Here is a 16213-nt window from a genome sequence, read left to right as displayed (position 1 = left end):
GCGTCGGATCCTCCCTGGGAAAGGTGAGTGAGCCATGAGCTGTGGCGACCACCACGACACGCCCTGCGACGAAGTCCTGGCGCGCGTCTACACCTACCTGGACGGCGAGCTCGACCAGGGAGGGTGCAGCGAGGTGCAGGAGCACCTCGACGAGTGCAGCCCCTGCCTCCAGGAGTACGGCCTTGAGGAGGCCGTGAAGAAGCTGGTCAACAAGTCCTGCGCCTGCGAGTCGGCGCCGGACGAGCTGAAGGCCAAGGTGCTCAGCCGCATCGAGGAGATCTGCGGCGAGATCAGGGCGACCGAGGCCAAGACGCCCGACACGGCCTGACCCGGCCACGCTCCCGCGTCCGGCATGCGGGTGCGGGGCCGCTCGGTAGTGTGCGGGAATGCTCGTTCTCGTCACCGGCGCGGCCGGGTTCATCGGGTCCCATCTCGTCGACCGGCTGCTGGCCGACGGCCACCGGGTCGTCGGCGTGGACGACCTGTCCTCGGGCTCCAACACGCGTCCCGATGTGGAGCTGTGGCGGATGGACGTCGCCGACCCCGCGCTCGCGGCCCGCGTCCAGACGCTCGCCCCCGAGGTGGTCTGCCATCTCGCGGCGCAGGTCAGCGTGCGGGTGAGCGTCGGCGACCCGCTGGGCGACGCCCGGACGAACGTGCTCGGCACCGCGAACGTCCTGGAGGCGGCGCGGCTGGGGGGCAGCCGCAAGGTGGTCTTCACCTCCAGTTGCGCGGTCTACGGCGTGCCCGACGCGCTGCCCGTACCGGCGGACGCCGAATTGCGTCCGGCCTCCCCGTATGCGGCGTCCAAGGTGACCGGCGAGGTGTACGCGCGGATGTACCGGGCGCTGCACGGCCTCGACTTCACCACGCTGACCCTCGCCAACGTGTACGGTCCCCGGCAGACGCCCGAGGGCGAGGCCGGGGTCATCTCGATCTTCACCGACGCGCTGCTCGCCGGACGTCCGACCAAGGTCTTCGGTGACGGAAAGCAGACCCGCGACTACGTGTACGTGCACGACGTCGTCGACGCGTTCGCCCGCGCGACCGGCCCGGACGGGGGCGGACGGCGCTTCAACGTCGGCACCGGCCTCCAGACCACCGACCGCGAGCTGCACTCGCTGGTCGCCGGGGCGGCCGGGGCGCCGGACGAGCCCGAGTTCGCCCCGGCGCGGCTGGGCGACCTCCCCGCGATGGCGGTCGACCCCGGCTCGGCCCGCGAGGAGCTCGGCTGGGCCCCCAAGATCGAGTTGCGTCAAGGTCTGGCCGAAACGGTCGCCTGGGCCAGAGAACGCTTGTCAGGGCCCAATTGATCACTCCATGTGACAGGAACTTCACGCTTTGCTCACGATTCATGTCATGCCTGTGGGGCTGGGGCCTCCCGCGTTAGGCTTGTGCCTGAATCAGCGACGGGAACTAACGCGCGTCCGGGTCAGGGGTCATGGAGGGAGTAAAGGGAGCCATGCCCGAGCATGTGATGGCGGTCCTCGGCGAGGACGTCACGATAACGTCGTTGACGATGCCCAAGGGCGTGTCCTGGGTCTAGGTGCGCGCACACCTGTGAACCCGGGCGGCGGCCCGCGTGTCATCCAGGGGGAGACCCCCGGACGTCGACTCCAGAAGGGGCGGCAATGCGTGGACTACCTCTCGCTGCGTGGGTGTACGTCTGTGGGGTGGTCGTCCTGGCGACCGGCCTCATCGCGACGTCGTCCCTCCAGGGCCTGGAGTGGCGCACCCTGGCCGTCCTGGCCGTCCTGTTCTTCATCTGCGACTCCGCGCCCGCGCTGCTCAACGTCGAGCGCGCGCGCGTCTCGCTGAGCTTCGCCGCCAGCCTGGCGGGCGTCGTCCTGCTGGGCCCGGTCGGGGCGGCGCTGCTCGGTGCCACCGCCGTGATCACCGGCCAGCGGCTGTTCGCCCCCGTGAAGCGGGTGTTCAACGGCGCCCAGTTCGCCCTGTGCGGCTTCGCCGCCGGAACGGTCTTCGAGGCGCTGGGCGGCAACCGCTACACCTCCGAGAAGACCGGCTGGGTCGAGCACGTCATCGGCCCGTTCCTGGGCGCCCTGGCCACCTTCGTCTTCGTCAACCTGGCGCTGATGGCCGGCGTCCTGCTGCTGTCCAAGCAGGCCGCCCCCCGCGAGCTGCTGCGCGAGAGCGGCCAGCTCGCCGTCGGCTGCCTCGGCTACGGCATGTTCGGCCTGCTGATCGGCGGGCTGTGGCCCCGGGTGGATGCCTTCGCCGCCGTCCTGGTGCTGCTGCCGCTGTTCATCGCCCGCTGGGCGTTCGAGCAGACCCGCGCCCAGCAGCAGGCGCACGCCGCGACGCTCGCCTCGCTGTGCCAGGCCGTCGAGACCAAGGACTACTACACCCGGGGGCACTCCGAACGGGTCTCCCGGGGCTCGGTGATGATCGCCCAGGAGATCGGGATGCGCTCGGACCGGGTCGAGGCGATCAGGTACGCCGGGATGCTGCACGACGTCGGCAAGCTCGGCGTCCCGACCAAGGTCCTGCAGAAGTCCGGCTCGCTCACCGAAGAGGAGTTCGCCGCGATCCAGCTGCACCCCATGCGCGGGCTGGAGATCGTCCGCGAGATCGGGTTCCTGGACGAGGCGCTCGCGGGCATCATGCACCACCACGAGAAGATGAACGGGCGCGGCTACCCCATGGGCCTGGCGGGCGACGAGATCCCCGAGTTCGCCCGGGTGATCTCGGTGGCCGACGCGTTCGACTCCATGACCTCCACCCGCTCCTACCGGGCCGCGCGCACCATCACCGAGGCGGTCGAGGAGCTGCGCAGGGGAGCGGGCGACCACTTCGACCCCGACATCGTCGAGGCGTTCCTGCGCGCCCTGGAGCGCGACGGCTGGGAGCCGCCCAAGCCCGTGGTGCTGCCCGAGAACGACGTCGTCGAGACCACCCAGCAGGACCACGACGACCCCAGCGCCCCCATCCGCGTCGCCGGCGACGGCATCCGCCGATAGGGGCCGCGCGATGACGGTACGAGAGGCACGCGTCCACGCCCGCGAGCGGGCCGCCTGGCAGACGGTCGACTCCGGCCAGCTGCTGCTGATCGCCACCGCCGGGCTGCTGGTGATCGTGGCGATCACCCAGGTCGCCGCGGTCGGGCTGGAACAGACCGGCGTCGCGGTCAAGTTCGGGGTGCTGATCGCGCTCGGCGAGCTGTTCCGCATGGTGATGCCCGGCAACCGCGAGGTCGCCCCCATCGCCAGCGCGGGCGCGATCGGGTACGCGCTGCTCATCGGCCTCGGGCCGGGGGGCGCGCCGTCCGGCTCGCCGCTGGACGTCGTGGCCGCCAAGCACTCGCCCTTCCAGGTCGTGGCCGTCACCGCGGTGGCGATGCTCGTCGGCTCGCTGCCGCACATCGCGGTCGGCCGGACGCCCCGGCTGGACGCCATGGCCCGGCGGCTGTTCACCGCCGCGATCGTCGCGCTGTGCTTCCGCCCGCTGCTCTCGTTCGACCTCGGCTGGCAGTTGCTGCTCGCGCTGATGGGCGGCGTGGTGATCATCTCCTGCTTCACCGACGTGGTGATCGCCGCGCTGATCCGGGCCGAGGCCGTCCGGGCCAGGTTCGGGATCGCGCTGCGCGACGAGATCCGCGCCAAGCTGGCCCTGTGCGCGGCCACCAGCGCCACCGCCATGCTCATCGCCGTCGCCACCACCGTGCTCGGCCCGGCGGCGCTGCTGGTGTTCACCGCGCCGATCCTGGTCACGCAGTTCGCGTTCCGGCGCTACGCCGGAATCCGCGCCACCTACCTGCAGACCGTCCGGGCCCTGTCGCGGGTCACCGAGGTCGGCGGGTACGTCGAGACCGGCCACTCGCGGCGGGTCTCGCGGCTGTCGGTGGCCATGGGACGCGAGCTGGGCATGGCCGAGGAGGAACTGCTCGAACTGGAGTACGCGGCGCTGATGCACGACATCGGGCAGCTCTCGCTGGGCGACCCGATCCCCGGGGGCGCGACCGTCCTGGCCTCGCCCACCGAGCAGCGCCGCATCGCCGAGCTGGGCGCCGAGGTGATCAAGCAGACGGGCGTGCTCGACCGGGTGGCGCACATCGTTCACCTGTCGTCCCATCCCTACCGGACGGGCCACGGCGAGCCGGTGAACGGCGGCCAGGCCTCGGCCGCGCTCAGACCGCTGCCGCCGCCCCTGGCCAGCCGCATCATCAAGGTCGCCAACGCCTACGACGACCTGGTCGGCGACTCCTCCGACCGCGACCGCGGCGCGGCCGTCCTGGAGCGGCTCAGGCTCGACTCGGCCGCCGAGTACGACCCGGCCGTGGTCGAGGCGCTCAGCCGCGTCGTCGACCGGCGCCCGCGTCTGTGACCAATCCGGCTCCTGATTTGCTGCCCGCGCCCCCCGGTGCGGGACTAGTCTCGGCCACGTCCGGACGGATCACGACGATGAGGGGCCCGCAGGTGTTCGAGTCGGTGCTCGTGGCGAACCGGGGCGAGATCGCCAGCCGGGTCATCCGGACGGTGCGCGCGATGGGCCTGAAGTCCATCGCCGTGTACTCCGAGGCGGACGCCGAGCTGCCCTTCGTGGCCGAGGCCGACGAGGCCGTGCTGCTCGGCCCCGCCCCGCCGCGCGACTCCTACCTGGACGTCTCCAAGATCCTCGAAGCGGCCCGCAGGACCAACGCCCGCGCGGTCCACCCGGGGTACGGATACCTGTCCGAGAGCGCCGACTTCGCGCGCCGGGTCGTCGACGAGGGCCTGGGCTGGATCGGCCCGCCCCCGCTGACCATCGCCCGGATGGGCGACAAGGTCAACGCGCGGAACCTGATGAAGGACGCCGGCGTGCCCGTCGCACCCGGGGTCTGGGAGCCGGTCACCGACGCCCGGACCGCCGCCGAGGAGGCCGAGCGCATCGGCTACCCGGTCATGGTCAAGATCGCGGCGGGCGGCGGCGGCCTGGGCATGAGCGCCGCCCGCGACGAGGCCGAGCTCCGCACCGCCTACCAGAACGCCCGCACCCAGGCCGAGCGCGTATTCGGGAGCGCGGACATCCTGCTCGAACGGTTCGTCGAGCACGCCCGCCATGTCGAGATCCAGATCCTCGGGCTCGCCGACGGCACCGTCGTGGCCCTCGGCGAGCGCGACTGCTCGGTCCAGCGCCGCCACAAGAAGGTCGCCGACGAGTCGCCGTCCCCGGGCGTCGGGGCCGAGCTGCGCGCCCGCATGCTGGACGCGGCCGTCCGGGCGGGCGAGGCCGTCGGATATCGCGGCGCGGGCACCGTCGAATGCCTGGTCGAACCCGCCGCGCAGACCTTCTTCTTCCTGGAGATGAACACCCGGCTCCCGGTCGAGCACCCGGTCACCGAGCTGGTCACCGGCATCGACCTGGTCGAGCAGCAGTTGCGCGTCGCGGCGGGCGAGCCGCCGTCCTTCACCGACGCGACGCCGCGCGGGCACGCCCTCGAACTGCGCGTCCACGCCGAGGATCCGCGGCGGTTCCTGCCCACGTCCGGGACGATCAAGGTCTGGGAGGAGCCCGTCGGCGAGGGCATCCGCATCGACGCGGGCTACGCCGAGGGCAACACCGTCACCCCCTACTACGATCCGCTGCTGGCCAAGCTCTGCGTGCACGCGGCCGACCGTCCCGCCGCGCTCGACCGGGCCCGCGCCGCGCTCGGCGCGTTCACGATCGACGGCCTCCCGACCAACCTGCCCTTCCTGGCCGAGCTCCTGGACACCCCGGAGTTCGCGAAGGGCACCTACGACACCGGCATCGTCGGCCGGATGCGGTAGTACCCTTCGGCTCGTGGAGACGTACTGCGACCGGTGCGGCGAGCCCGCCGCCGACGGTGACCACCAGGCGTGCCGGGCCGCCCGGCGGATGGAGCCGCCGCGCTACTGCGCGAGCTGCCGCCGGCGGATGGTCGTCCAGGTGACGCCGGTGGGCTGGAGCGCCCGCTGCGTCGAGCACGGGGTGCTCAGCTCGGCCTGAGGTCAGGCGCGGGCGGCGTCCTTACAGGTGCTCTCGTCGGGCAGCAGCGGACGCAGCCGCACCGAGTAGACCTTGCCCTGGCTGCGCCAGCCGGTGCCGATCTGCTCGGCGCCGACGACCTTGCGCGCCGTCTGGGCGTCCCGCCCCTTCAGCACGGTGCACAGCCCGCCCGCGGCCTGCTCGCCCTTGCCCAGCGGCGCGAGCGTCCAGTCGAGCGTGCGGCCGGTGCCGTTCAGCGACTCACCGGCGATCGCGGCCACCGCGGCCGGTTCGTACACGCGCGGCTTGGCCGCCAGGTCGCCGGGCGCCCAGCCGGACGGGTCGAGCCGCTTGGCGAATCTCGCGGCCGGATCCGGTCGGCTCTCGGGCTGCAGGATCCGCGTCGTCGCCCTGCCCATCGAGATCTCCAGCGTGATGCCGTCCGCGATCTGGTCGCCCTCGCCGATCGAGCGCGAACGCTCCAGGCCCGCGGCCCGCGCGTCCGCCAGCAGCTTGGCCAGCGCGGCGGGCGTCAGCCGGTACTCACGCAGGACGGGCACCGCCCCCTTCGGCTCGGACACGATCGCGCGTCCGTCGCTGAACAGGGAGAAGTCCGGGACGGAGCCCGGCCCGCCGAGCCCCGCGAACCCGCCCGACTGCTTGGACCGCAGCACCAGCCGCGCGTCCCCGGCGGGCGCGCCGTCGGACGCGTCGTTCGGCGCGGAGGTCCGGGGCGCGGGCGAATCCGCGCTGATCCTGCCACCGTCGTCCGAGCCGCAGGCTGCGAGGGCCCCCACCCCAACGATCAGCACTGCGGCCGCTCGGCTGATCTTGAGAACTGTTGGAACGGCCATGCGCCTTGGACGCCTCCCGCGGCCCATTGGTTCCCGCCGATACAAAAACGACCGGGCAAGACTGTGGGGTTCGTCGAGCCATCCTCTAGGGACCCCGCGCTAATGTGCGCTCGTGAGCGTGCTCGTGGTTTCCGGGACCTGTACCGGGGTCGGCAAGACGGTCGTCACCGCGGCCCTGGCGGCGCTGGCCGCCACACGAGGGTCGTCGGTGGCCGTCGTCAAGCCCGCCCAGACCGGCACCGCACCCGGTGAACCGGGCGACCTCGACGAGGTCGCCAGGCTCGCCGGCGTGGGCGAACTGCACGAGTTCGCCCGCTTCCCCGACCCCCTCTCGCCCGCCGCGGCGGCCCGTCGCGCCGGGCGTCCGCCCGTCCGGCTCCCCGAGGCCGTCGACCGGATCAAGGAGCTCTCCCAGTCGCACCGGCTGGTCCTGGTCGAGGGCGCGGGCGGGCTGCTGGTCCGCTACGACGAGGAGGGCGCCACCATCGCCGACCTGGCGCGCTGGCTCGGCGCCGCGGTCGTCGTCGTGGCCCGTCCCGACCTCGGGACGCTCAACCACACCGCGCTCACCCTTGAGGCGATGGCCCACCGGGGCGTCCAGCTGGCCGGGGTCGTCCTCGGCTCCTGGCCGGACGACCCCGACCTGGCCATGCGCAGCAACCTGCGAGATCTGGAGACGATCGCCGCCCGGCCGCTGGCCGGGGCGATGCCCGCCGGTTCCGGTTCCCTCGACCCCGCCGAGTTCCTCCTCGCCGCCCACGCGGCGATGGCCCCCGTGTTCGGTGGCGGCTTCGACGCTGCTACGTTTCGCGACAGCTACGGCTTGACTAGGGAGAACCCATGACCGACATCCTCGAAGTGGCCCGCCGTCAGGTGCTCGAAGAGGGCCGTGGGCTCTCGGCCGAGCAGGCCCTGGAATGCCTGAACCTCCCCGACGACCGCCTCGAAGAGCTGCTCGCCCTCGCCCACGAGGTCCGCATGACCTGGTGCGGCCCGGAGGTCGAGGTCGAGGGCATCATCTCCCTCAAGACCGGCGGCTGCCCCGAAGACTGCCACTTCTGCTCCCAGTCGGGCCAGTTCACCTCGCCCGTCCGCAGCGTCTGGCTCAACATCCCCGAACTGGTCGAGGCCGCCAAGGAGACCGCCAGGACCGGCGCCACCGAGTTCTGCATCGTCGCCGCCGTCCGCGGCCCGGACGAGCGCCTGATGTCCCAGGTCCGCGACGGCATCAAGGCCATCAACGAGGCCGTCGAGATCAACATCGCCTGCTCCCTCGGCATGCTCACCCAGGAGCAGGTGGACGAGCTGACCGCGATGGGCGTCCACCGCTACAACCACAACCTGGAGACGGCCCGCTCCCACTTCCCCAACGTCGTCACCACCCACTCGTGGGAGGAGCGCTGGGACACCCTCCGCATGGTCAAGGAGGCCGGCATGGAGGTCTGCTGCGGCGGCATCGTCGGCATGGGCGAGACCGTCGAGCAGCGCGCCGAGTTCGCCGGCCAGCTGGCCGAACTCGAACCCCACGAGGTCCCGCTGAACTTCCTGGCGCCCCGTCCCGGCACCCCGTTCGCCGACCTGCCCCTGGTCGAGGGCCCCGAGGCCCTCAAGACCATCGCCACCTTCCGTCTGGCCCTGCCCCGCACCATCCTCCGCTACGCCGGCGGCCGCGAGCTCACCCTCGGCGACCTCGGAACCCGCGACGGCATGCTCGGCGGCATCAACGCCATCATCGTCGGCAACTACCTCACCACCCTGGGCCGCCCCGCCGAAAAGGACCTCGACCTCCTGGAAGAACTCCAGATGCCCATCAAGGCCCTCAGCAAGACTCTGTAGACCTGGGGGTCCCAACCCCCAGACCCCCAGGCCGGGTGGGGGCGCCATCCTCGGTCGCTAGCGCTCCCTCCGGGTGGCGCCCCCACCCGGGCGGTGGCTCCGCCCCCGCACCCCCGCCAAGGGGCTCCGCCCCCTGGACCCCCTTGGGGCTCCGTCCTTGCCCCGGTGGCTGTGTTCGCCGTTACACCGGTTCCTCGGGGGTGGGGCCGTCCGGCCAGGGCTTCCAGTCAGTGGTGTCGATGTCGATGTCGAACGGGTCGGGCAGGCGGATCATCTCCCCGAAGTTCCATGTCTCTTCGTGGAGATAGGCGCTCGGGTTCTGGGCGGGGATTGTGTAGAGCGTGGTCCGCGCGAGCTTTGGATCACGATCGACCAGGAGATAGTAGGGGAGCTCGGCTCGCGCGTAGCCGGTCCACTTCGTGATTCTCTTTTGGGGGGATCTGTCGGCCGTGGGGGGCCGGTCGTTCTCCGGGCCGTTGGGGGAGGTGACCTCCACCACCATCTCGATCTGGTCCGGCGAGAACTTGGACATCTGGGCGCCGCGTGCCTCCTTGAGGAGCCCGGCGTCCAGCACGACGAGGTCGGGGACGTAACCCTCGACGGCGCTGAGGAAGCTGAGGTCGGCGCCCTGTAAGGGCCTCCAGGGGAAGTCCGGGTCCGAGGCCCGGGCCATGGTCAGGGCATCGGAGATGTCCTGAATGATTCCGCCATGGGGAATCGTCGGGGCGGGGGACACGACGATCTTTCCTCCGATGATCTCGGCGCGGTGGCCTTCGGGGAGGTGGAGGAAGTCATCGAGTTCGCCGCGCACCCACATGGCGTGCGGCGTGTCCGGAAACTTCTGCTTGTGCTCCGGAACCACGTCAATGGTCACTTCTCGTGATCCTTCCCTCACGGTGTGCTCCGGGTCATCGTAGGGAACGTGTGTTCGGAGTGTATCGAGGACGTCGCAACGCGTCCGGAAGGTGGGAAAGGTCGCGGTTGGGTTAGCGGCGGAGGCGGGTTATGAATTTGTAGCGGTCGCCTCGGTAGAGGGACTGGGCCCATTCGACGGGCTGGTCGGTGGCGTCGAAGGCGTGGCGGGAGAGGAGGAGGAGGGGGAGGCCGACGTCGACGGCGAGGAGCTGGGCGTCGTGGGGGGTGGCCAGGACGGTCTCGATGGTCTCTTCGGCCTCGGCCAGGTGGACGTCGTAGGCCGTGGCGAGGGTCTCGTAGAGGGAGCGGTGGCGGGGGAGTTCGCGGCGGAGGCCGGGGAAGCGGCGGGCCGGGAGGTGGGAGGTGTCGATCGACATGGCCTCGCCGTCGGCCAGGCGGAGGCGGTGGATGCGCAGGACGCGGCCGCCCGGGCGGATGCCCAGCAGGGACGCCAGGCGCTCGTCCGCGCTGACGTAGCCGATCTCCAGGATGCGGGTCTCGGGGCGCAGGCCCTTGTGGCGCATGTCTTCGGTGTAGCTGACCAGCTGGAGCTCCTGGGAGACCTTCGGCTTGGCGACGAAGGTGCCCTTGCCCTGGATGCGCTGGAGGCGGCCCTCGACGACGAGTTCGGCCAGGGCCTGGCGGACGGTGGTGCGGGAGGTCTCGTACTTCTCGGCGAGGGCGCGCTCGGGCGGGAGGGGGCTGCCGGGGGGCAGCGACTGGATCAGCTCGACGAGCAGCTCTTTGAGCTTGTAGTACTTGGGGATTCGCGGGGCCTGGGCCGAGTGGTGGCGGCCGAGGTCGCTCAGCGGTGCGCGTTCATATCCGCCCCCGTGCCGGGGCCCGCCCCTGACCTCCGTCACGGCATCTCCTCACGTTCATCATCGGTTATCCCCGATGTTATGCGGAAGACTACGAGCCGTAGAGCCCGCGACTGCCGAGAGTGCTTCCGCGAGCACCGTGAGGTCGGACTCGGTCACGGTCGCGCGGGCGGTCAGCCGCAGGCAGGCCCGCCCTTTGGGGACGGAAGGGGGCCGGAAGCAGCCGACCTTGGCACCGTACCCAACGCAGGTCTCCGCCGCGTCAAGGGCCGTCTGGGGCTCGCCGAGGAACACCGGGACGACGGCCGCGGCGGGTGAGGTGGTCTCCAGGCCAAGACCGGCGGCCAGGGACGCCATCCGCCGGGCGACGTCTCGGGCGCGGGCGGGCAGGTCGGGTTCCCGGGCCAGGACGTCCAGCGCGGCCAGGGCGGCTCCGGCGGCGGGCGGGTTGAGGCCGGTGTCGAAGATGAACGGGCGGCCCGTGTTGACCAGGGTGTCGATCACCTCGGGCGCGCCGAGGACGGCCCCGCCCTGGGACGCCAGCGACTTGGAGAGCGTGAGGGTGAGCACGACGTCGGGTTCGGCGGCGATCCCGGCGGCGTGGGCGGCGCCCCGGCCGCCGGTGCCGACGACGCCGAGCGAGTGGGCCTCGTCGACGATCAGGAGGGCCCCGTGTGCCCGGGCGGTCTTGTGGAGGTCCTGGAGGGGTGCCAGGTCGCCGTCCACGGAGAAGACGCCGTCGGTCACGACGAGGGCGTGTTCCTCGTCGCGCTCGGCCAGGGCCTGTTCCACCGCCTGGACGTCGCGGTGCGGGACGACCGCCACGCGGGCCCGGGAAAGGCGGCAGGCGTCGACGATGGAGGCGTGGTTGCCCTGGTCGGACACCACCAGGGCGCCGGGGCCCGACAGCGCGCCGACGGCGCCCAGGTTCGCCAGGAAGCCGGAGGAGAAGGCCAGCCCCGCGGGGGCGCCGGTGAACTCGGCCAGGCGGTCGTCGAGCTCGGCGTGCAGGCGGGTGGTGCCGGTGACCAGGCGGGAACCGGTCGAGCCCGTTCCCCAGCGGTGCGCGGCTCGGACGGCGCCCTCGACGAGCCGGGGGTCGCGGGACAGCCCCAGGTAGTCGTTGGACGCCAGGTCGATGAGGCCGTCGTGGTCGGCGGTGCGCGGGCGCAGCCGGCGGCGCAGGCCGGCCTCGGCGCGTCCGGCGGCGGCCGTCCTGAACCGGGCCAGGGGGTCCCGTCCTGGGGTCATGGAGGCATACTGCCAGGTCGGTGCGCGATGATGGACGCGTGCCCACCCTGACCGATCTGGTTCGCGACTACACCGACCTGACCGACAACGACCTGGAGTGGCTGCACGCTCTGGTCTCCGACTGGCAGCTGCTGGCCGACCTCTCCTTTGCTGACCTGCTGCTTTGGGTGCCGCTCAGCTCGGGCGACGCGCTTCCGGCCGAGGAGGGCCCGCGCCGGAGGACGGTGCCGCGCCCGGACGGCTCGGTGCACGGGTGGGTCGCGATCGCCCAGATGCGGCCAACCACCGGGCCGACGGCCTATCCCGAGGATCTGGTGGGCAAGGTCGTCCGATCGGGGCGGCGCGGCCTGATCGACGTGGCGTGGCGCGAGCGCCGCATCGTGCGCGAGGGCGACCCCGAGTGGGGGAGCGGCATCCCGGTGCGCGAGGAGTCGATCCCCGTCCGGCGGGGGGTGAAGGTGCTCGGCATCATCCAGCGCAGCACCAACCTCAGCTCCGCCAGGACGCCGAGCCGGTTGGAGCTGACCTATCTGCAGAGCGCCAGCGACCTGGCTCAGATGATCTCCGAGGGGCGCTTCCCCGTCCCCGGGGAGGAGCCCAACATGGTCCGCTCGCCCCGGGTGGGCGACGGGCTGATCCGGCTCGACCGCAGCGGACGGGTGAGCTACGCCAGCCCGAACGCGCAGTCGGCCTACCGGCGGCTCGGCTACCCGACCGACCTGGTGGGGGAGTCGCTGGGGACGGTCACGACGCGGCTGTGCGACACCGGGGAGCCGATGGAGGAGGCGCTGAGCGTGATCCTCAGCGGCCGGGCCCCGCGCGAGGTCGAGGTCGAGGCGAACGGCCCGGTGATGCAGCTGCGGACGATCCCGCTGGTGGTCGGCGGGACGCGGATCGGCGCGGTCGTGCTGTGCCGCGACGTCACCGAGCTGCGCTGGCGCGACCGCGAGCTGATGACCAAGGACGCCACCATCCGCGAGATCCATCACCGGGTGAAGAACAACCTGCAGACGGTGGCGGCGCTGCTGCGGCTCCAGGCGCGGCGGTTGCAGATCCCGGAGGGACGGGCGGCGCTCGACGAGGCGGTGCGGCGGGTCGGTTCGATCGCGATCGTGCACGAGACGCTCTCGCACACGCCCGACGAGCTGATCGACTTCGACGACATCGCCGACCGCGTGATCATGATGGCGGGGGAGGTGTCGACCCCGGAGACGCGGGTCACGCCCCGGCGCGCGGGGAGCTTCGGGGTGCTGCCCGCCGAGGTGGCCACGCCGCTGGCGATGGCACTGACCGAGCTGCTGCAGAACGCGCTCGAACACGGCCTGGCCAAGGGCCGCGACGGGACGCTGGAGGTGGTGGCCCGGCGCTACGGCGATGAGGGGGAGCCGCCGCGCCTGGTGGTCACGGTCTCGGACAACGGCGTGGGGCTGCCGGGCGACTTCGACGTGGAGGCGACCAACAGCCTGGGGCTGCAGATCGTCCGGACGCTGATCGTGGGCGAGCTGGGCGGCCAGCTGGACTTCCGGCGGCGCGATGCCGGGGGCACCGAGGTCATGGTGGACGTCCCGATCGACCAGGGCCCCCGGACGGGACCGCCTCGCTGAGACGGGCCCACGGGCGTCGTGGGGTGCGGATCGGCGCCGATGGCTCTCCTACCCGGGGGCTCGGAGGCCGCGCCGACCGCGGCGAGGGGGATTCAGATGTTGGCGTTGGCGCGTGCCCGGGCGCGGGCGTTGCGGCGCTTGAGCGAGCGGCGCTCGTCCTCGCCCATGGCGCCCCAGACACCGGAGTCCTGGCCCGACTCCAGCGCCCAGCGCAGGCAGGCGTCGGACACGTCGCAGCGGCGGCAGACCTGCTTGGCCTCTTCGATCTGCAGGATCGCGGGCCCGGTGTTGCCGATCGGGAAGAACAGCTCGGGGTCCACGTCACGGCAGGCAGCGCGGTGGCGCCAGTCCATGCGGTCCACTCCTTCGTCGTGTGGAGACGGCACTCCACTTTGTGAACTGGTTCACATGTGGCCACATCATGAGCCGCTCGTCGCGGGCGCTCGGATGATGTGTGTTCTGTGGCGCGCTATCGATCAGGAGGCGGACGGCACTGGGCCCCTGTCGGCTGGCGCACTTTGAGCGTGTCAGGGGGGCGCGGGCAGACGCAAGGCCTTTGAGAAACGTTTCTCAAGGTATGGGTGTCGCATGTGTCACATCAGGGGGTCGCCCGTGTTGCTTTGGCGTTAACAAACGCTGTGATCAGCGTCATATGACAATGCGTATCGCCTTCGGCACGGATCGGAAGGTGACCGTCTCCTGCTCCCCAAGGTAGTCGCCGTCCAGTTGGAAGGCCACCGGACGCTCCGAGCGCAGCGTGATCTCCGGCGCGTCGTGGACGTTGACGACCTGCCGTCCCCGCACCGGGCGCGACGGCGTCACCATCATCTGGGTCAGGGCGCTGACCACGGGCGCGACGTCCAGCGAGCTGATGGCGAACGCGTCCAGGCCGCGCCCGAACGTGGCGCGCGGGCTCGGATTCACGGCCACCGGGCCCATGAAAGTCCAGGGCGAGCTATTGGAGATCCACACCAGAAAGAGCCCCGATTTCGGCGGCTGTCCCGGCACCTCCAAAGTGAGGGCCGGACGCCGCCGATCGGTGCCGGAGAAGAAATGCCGCGCGGCGGTGCGCACATAGAGGGAAGGGTCGGCCTTGAAACCCGCGCCGCGCCGGCGTTCCACCTCGCGCACCACTTCGGCGTCGAGACCGACACCGGCGTTGAAGGTGAAATAGCGGCGCGAGCCGTCGGGGAGGCAGGCGGCGCCGAGGCCGACCGTCCGGTGCCGTCCGGCCCGGAGCGCCTCCAGGATCGTCCGGGTCGCGGCGATCGGGTCGTTGGGCAGCCCCAGGGAGCGGGCGAACACGTTGGCGCTGCCGATGGGCAGCACGGCCAGCGCGGGCAGGTCGTCGGAGGGGCCCTTGGCCAGCAGCCCGTTGACCGCCTCGTTGACGGTGCCGTCGCCGCCGAGGGCCACCACCACGTCGAAGCCCTCCACGGCGCCGCGGCGGGCCAGCTCCATGGCGTGGCCTCGGTGCCGTGTCTCGGCCAGGGTCAGCTCGACATCGCCGGAGAAGGCCCGGATGAGCAGGTCCCGGGCCCGCCGCGACGTCGAGGTCGCCTTGGGATTCGCGATCAGCATGGCGCGCACCGCGTCAGAGTACCGACCACCGGGGGGTGGCCCGCCGACAGGGGGAGAGCCGGTCACGCGACGGCGAAGGGGCCGAGTAGGGTTTCGGGTTGTGGCGAACCGTCCCTTCACCGTGAACGCAGCAGCCGCCCTCGAAGGCCTGGAGGGGGCCGCCGCGCTCGGCTTCGGCCTGTTCGTGGGCTGGGAGACGGTCTCCGGCTCCGCGGTGGACGAGACGACCGCGATCGCGGTGACCGCGCTGGCCCTGCTCGGCGGCCTGGGGATGCTGCACTGCGCCCGGGGGCTGCTGCGCGCCGAGCCGTGGAGCCGCGCGCCGACCGTCCTGACGCAGCTGTTCGCGCTCCCGGTGGCCTGGTCGCTGTGGCAGAGCGAGCAGCACTTCATCGCCGTCCCGCTGGGGCTGGTCGCGGCGGCCACGCTCGTGGTCACGCTCTCGGGGCCGAGCACCGCCTGGCTCGTCCACACCGCCGAGGACGACGACGAAGACGACGCTGGGCCGGACGGCGAGAACCGCGCCGAGGAGCCGGCGGAAGACGGCAAGAACCGCGACGACGCCGGGAGCGAACGCCCGGCGCCGTGACGGTCACTCGTCGGCGGTGAGGCCCTCGCGGAGCTGGGCCAGGGTCCGCGCCAGCAGGCGCGACACGTGCATCTGCGAGATCCCGAGCTCGGCGGCGATCTGCGACTGGGTCATGTTGCCGAAGAACCGCAGCAGAAGGATCTTCTTCTCGCGGGCCGGGAGCTTCTCCAGCAGCGGCTTGAGCGACTCGCGGTACTCCACGCCCTCGAGCGACTCGTCGATCATGCCGAGCGAGTCGGCCACGGCGGGCGCGTCCTCGTCGCCGGAGTCGGGGGCGTCCAGCGAGACCGTCGAGTAGGCGTTCGCGGACTCCAGGCCCTCGAGCACCTCCTCCTCGGTCATCTGCAGGTGCTTGGCCAACTCGCTGACCGTGGGCGCGCGGCCCTCGCGCTGGGCGAGGTCGCTGATCGCCTTGGTGAGCGAGAGCTTGAGCTCCTGCAGGCGCCGGGGGACCCGGACGGCCCAGCCCTTGTCGCGGAAGTGCCGCTTGATCTCGCCGACGATGGTCGGCGTGGCATAGGTGGAGAACTCCACGCCGCGGCCCAGGTCGAACCGGTCGATCGACTTGATCAGCCCGATCGTGGCGACCTGGATCAGGTCGTCGAGCCACTCGCCGCGGTTGCGGAAGCGGCGCGCGAGGTACTCCACCAGCGGCAGGTGCAGCTCGACCAGCTGGTCGCGGATGCGCTGGCGCTCCGGGTCGCCCTCGGGCAACTCGGCCAGGCGCTCGAAAAGCGCGCGCGCACGGGCGCGGTCGGGGACCGCCCCGTCGGAGCGCTCCCCACCGGCCACGGTCGTCTTCTCCGTCACGGGGCCTCC

At 71.9% G+C, this 16213-nt stretch carries 17 protein-coding genes; 10 read left to right on the top strand and 7 right to left on the bottom strand.

Annotated elements, in window-relative coordinates:
• The first annotated feature begins 34 nt into the window (after nt 1-34).
• From rsrA to ACQPY4_RS32155, 6 genes are all read left to right on the top strand, one after another.
• Nucleotides 35-328: a mycothiol system anti-sigma-R factor gene (gene rsrA, locus ACQPY4_RS32180; protein WP_433327304.1), complete on the top strand. Its 294-nt coding sequence runs from the start codon at nt 35-37 to the stop codon at nt 326-328.
• 58 nt (nt 329-386) lie between these two features.
• A complete protein-coding gene (locus ACQPY4_RS32175; protein WP_433327302.1) occupies nt 387-1313 on the top strand; it encodes an NAD-dependent epimerase/dehydratase family protein in 927 nt (308 codons plus the stop codon).
• 318 nt (nt 1314-1631) lie between these two features.
• Nucleotides 1632-2978 (top strand): HD-GYP domain-containing protein, encoded by a 1347-nt coding sequence (locus tag ACQPY4_RS32170; RefSeq protein WP_433327300.1) that lies wholly within the window; start codon nt 1632-1634, stop codon nt 2976-2978.
• 10 nt (nt 2979-2988) lie between these two features.
• A complete protein-coding gene (locus tag ACQPY4_RS32165) occupies nt 2989-4341 on the top strand; it encodes an HD-GYP domain-containing protein (RefSeq protein ID WP_433327298.1) in 1353 nt (450 codons plus the stop codon).
• Between the two features lie 77 nt (nt 4342-4418).
• Nucleotides 4419-5765: an acetyl-CoA carboxylase biotin carboxylase subunit gene (locus ACQPY4_RS32160; RefSeq protein WP_433327296.1), complete on the top strand. Its 1347-nt coding sequence runs from the start codon at nt 4419-4421 to the stop codon at nt 5763-5765.
• A 13-nt stretch (nt 5766-5778) separates the two neighbouring features.
• Entirely contained in the window at nt 5779-5964 is a 186-nt protein-coding gene (locus ACQPY4_RS32155; protein ID WP_433327294.1) for a hypothetical protein, read from the top strand.
• 2 nt (nt 5965-5966) lie between these two features.
• On the opposite strand, the gene ACQPY4_RS32150 is transcribed toward ACQPY4_RS32155, so the two are convergent.
• The gene (locus ACQPY4_RS32150; RefSeq protein ID WP_433327292.1) at nt 5967-6797 is read right to left on the bottom strand and encodes a hypothetical protein; all 831 of its coding nucleotides are present in this window, start codon (nt 6795-6797) and stop codon (nt 5967-5969) included.
• A gap of 112 nt (nt 6798-6909) precedes the next feature.
• Between ACQPY4_RS32150 and bioD the strand changes: the two genes are divergently transcribed.
• Together bioD and bioB are read left to right on the top strand one after the other, a co-directional pair.
• A complete protein-coding gene (gene bioD / locus ACQPY4_RS32145) occupies nt 6910-7641 on the top strand; it encodes a dethiobiotin synthase (protein ID WP_433327290.1) in 732 nt (243 codons plus the stop codon).
• Nucleotides 7638-8633, top strand: a complete 996-nt coding sequence (bioB, locus tag ACQPY4_RS32140) for a biotin synthase BioB (RefSeq protein WP_433327288.1) — start codon at nt 7638-7640, stop codon at nt 8631-8633. Before bioD ends, bioB begins: the two co-directional genes overlap by 4 nt.
• Nucleotides 8634-8814: 181 nt before the next feature.
• Here bioB and ACQPY4_RS32135 read toward each other — a convergent pair whose 3' ends face one another.
• The 3 genes from ACQPY4_RS32135 to ACQPY4_RS32125 all read right to left on the bottom strand — a co-directional run bounded on the left by ACQPY4_RS32135 (nt 8815) and on the right by ACQPY4_RS32125 (nt 11620).
• Nucleotides 8815-9507, bottom strand: a complete 693-nt coding sequence (locus ACQPY4_RS32135; protein ID WP_433327286.1) for a Uma2 family endonuclease — start codon at nt 9505-9507, stop codon at nt 8815-8817.
• A 112-nt stretch (nt 9508-9619) separates the two neighbouring features.
• Nucleotides 9620-10411, bottom strand: coding sequence for a GntR family transcriptional regulator (locus tag ACQPY4_RS32130; RefSeq protein WP_433327284.1), 792 nt, complete (start codon nt 10409-10411; stop codon nt 9620-9622).
• A gap of 18 nt (nt 10412-10429) precedes the next feature.
• The gene (locus ACQPY4_RS32125; protein ID WP_433327282.1) at nt 10430-11620 is read right to left on the bottom strand and encodes an 8-amino-7-oxononanoate synthase; all 1191 of its coding nucleotides are present in this window, start codon (nt 11618-11620) and stop codon (nt 10430-10432) included.
• A gap of 38 nt (nt 11621-11658) precedes the next feature.
• Here ACQPY4_RS32125 and ACQPY4_RS32120 point away from each other — a divergent pair, with 38 nt between their 5' ends.
• The gene (locus tag ACQPY4_RS32120) at nt 11659-13224 is read left to right on the top strand and encodes a sensor histidine kinase (RefSeq protein WP_433327280.1); all 1566 of its coding nucleotides are present in this window, start codon (nt 11659-11661) and stop codon (nt 13222-13224) included.
• A 92-nt stretch (nt 13225-13316) separates the two neighbouring features.
• On the opposite strand, the gene ACQPY4_RS32115 is transcribed toward ACQPY4_RS32120, so the two are convergent.
• Together ACQPY4_RS32115 and ACQPY4_RS32110 are read right to left on the bottom strand one after the other, a co-directional pair.
• Nucleotides 13317-13577 (bottom strand): WhiB family transcriptional regulator, encoded by a 261-nt coding sequence (locus tag ACQPY4_RS32115; RefSeq protein WP_433327278.1) that lies wholly within the window; start codon nt 13575-13577, stop codon nt 13317-13319.
• A 295-nt stretch (nt 13578-13872) separates the two neighbouring features.
• Nucleotides 13873-14814, bottom strand: coding sequence for a diacylglycerol/lipid kinase family protein (locus ACQPY4_RS32110; protein WP_433327276.1), 942 nt, complete (start codon nt 14812-14814; stop codon nt 13873-13875).
• A 91-nt stretch (nt 14815-14905) separates the two neighbouring features.
• On the opposite strand from ACQPY4_RS32110, the gene ACQPY4_RS32105 reads away from it, so the two are divergent.
• Entirely contained in the window at nt 14906-15394 is a 489-nt protein-coding gene (locus ACQPY4_RS32105) for a hypothetical protein (protein WP_433327274.1), read from the top strand.
• 3 nt (nt 15395-15397) lie between these two features.
• Here the strand turns inward: ACQPY4_RS32105 and ACQPY4_RS32100 are convergent, their stop codons facing one another.
• A complete protein-coding gene (locus ACQPY4_RS32100) occupies nt 15398-16204 on the bottom strand; it encodes an RNA polymerase sigma factor SigF (RefSeq protein WP_433327272.1) in 807 nt (268 codons plus the stop codon).
• Nucleotides 16205-16213: the final 9 nt, after the last annotated feature.

Origin of the sequence: Spirillospora sp. CA-294931, assembly GCF_050946795.1 — a bacterium.
Taxonomy (GTDB): Bacteria; Actinomycetota; Actinomycetes; order Streptosporangiales; family Streptosporangiaceae; genus Spirillospora.
Note: the sequence above shows the minus strand (reverse complement) of the source record. Positions and strands in the feature narration are given on the sequence as shown.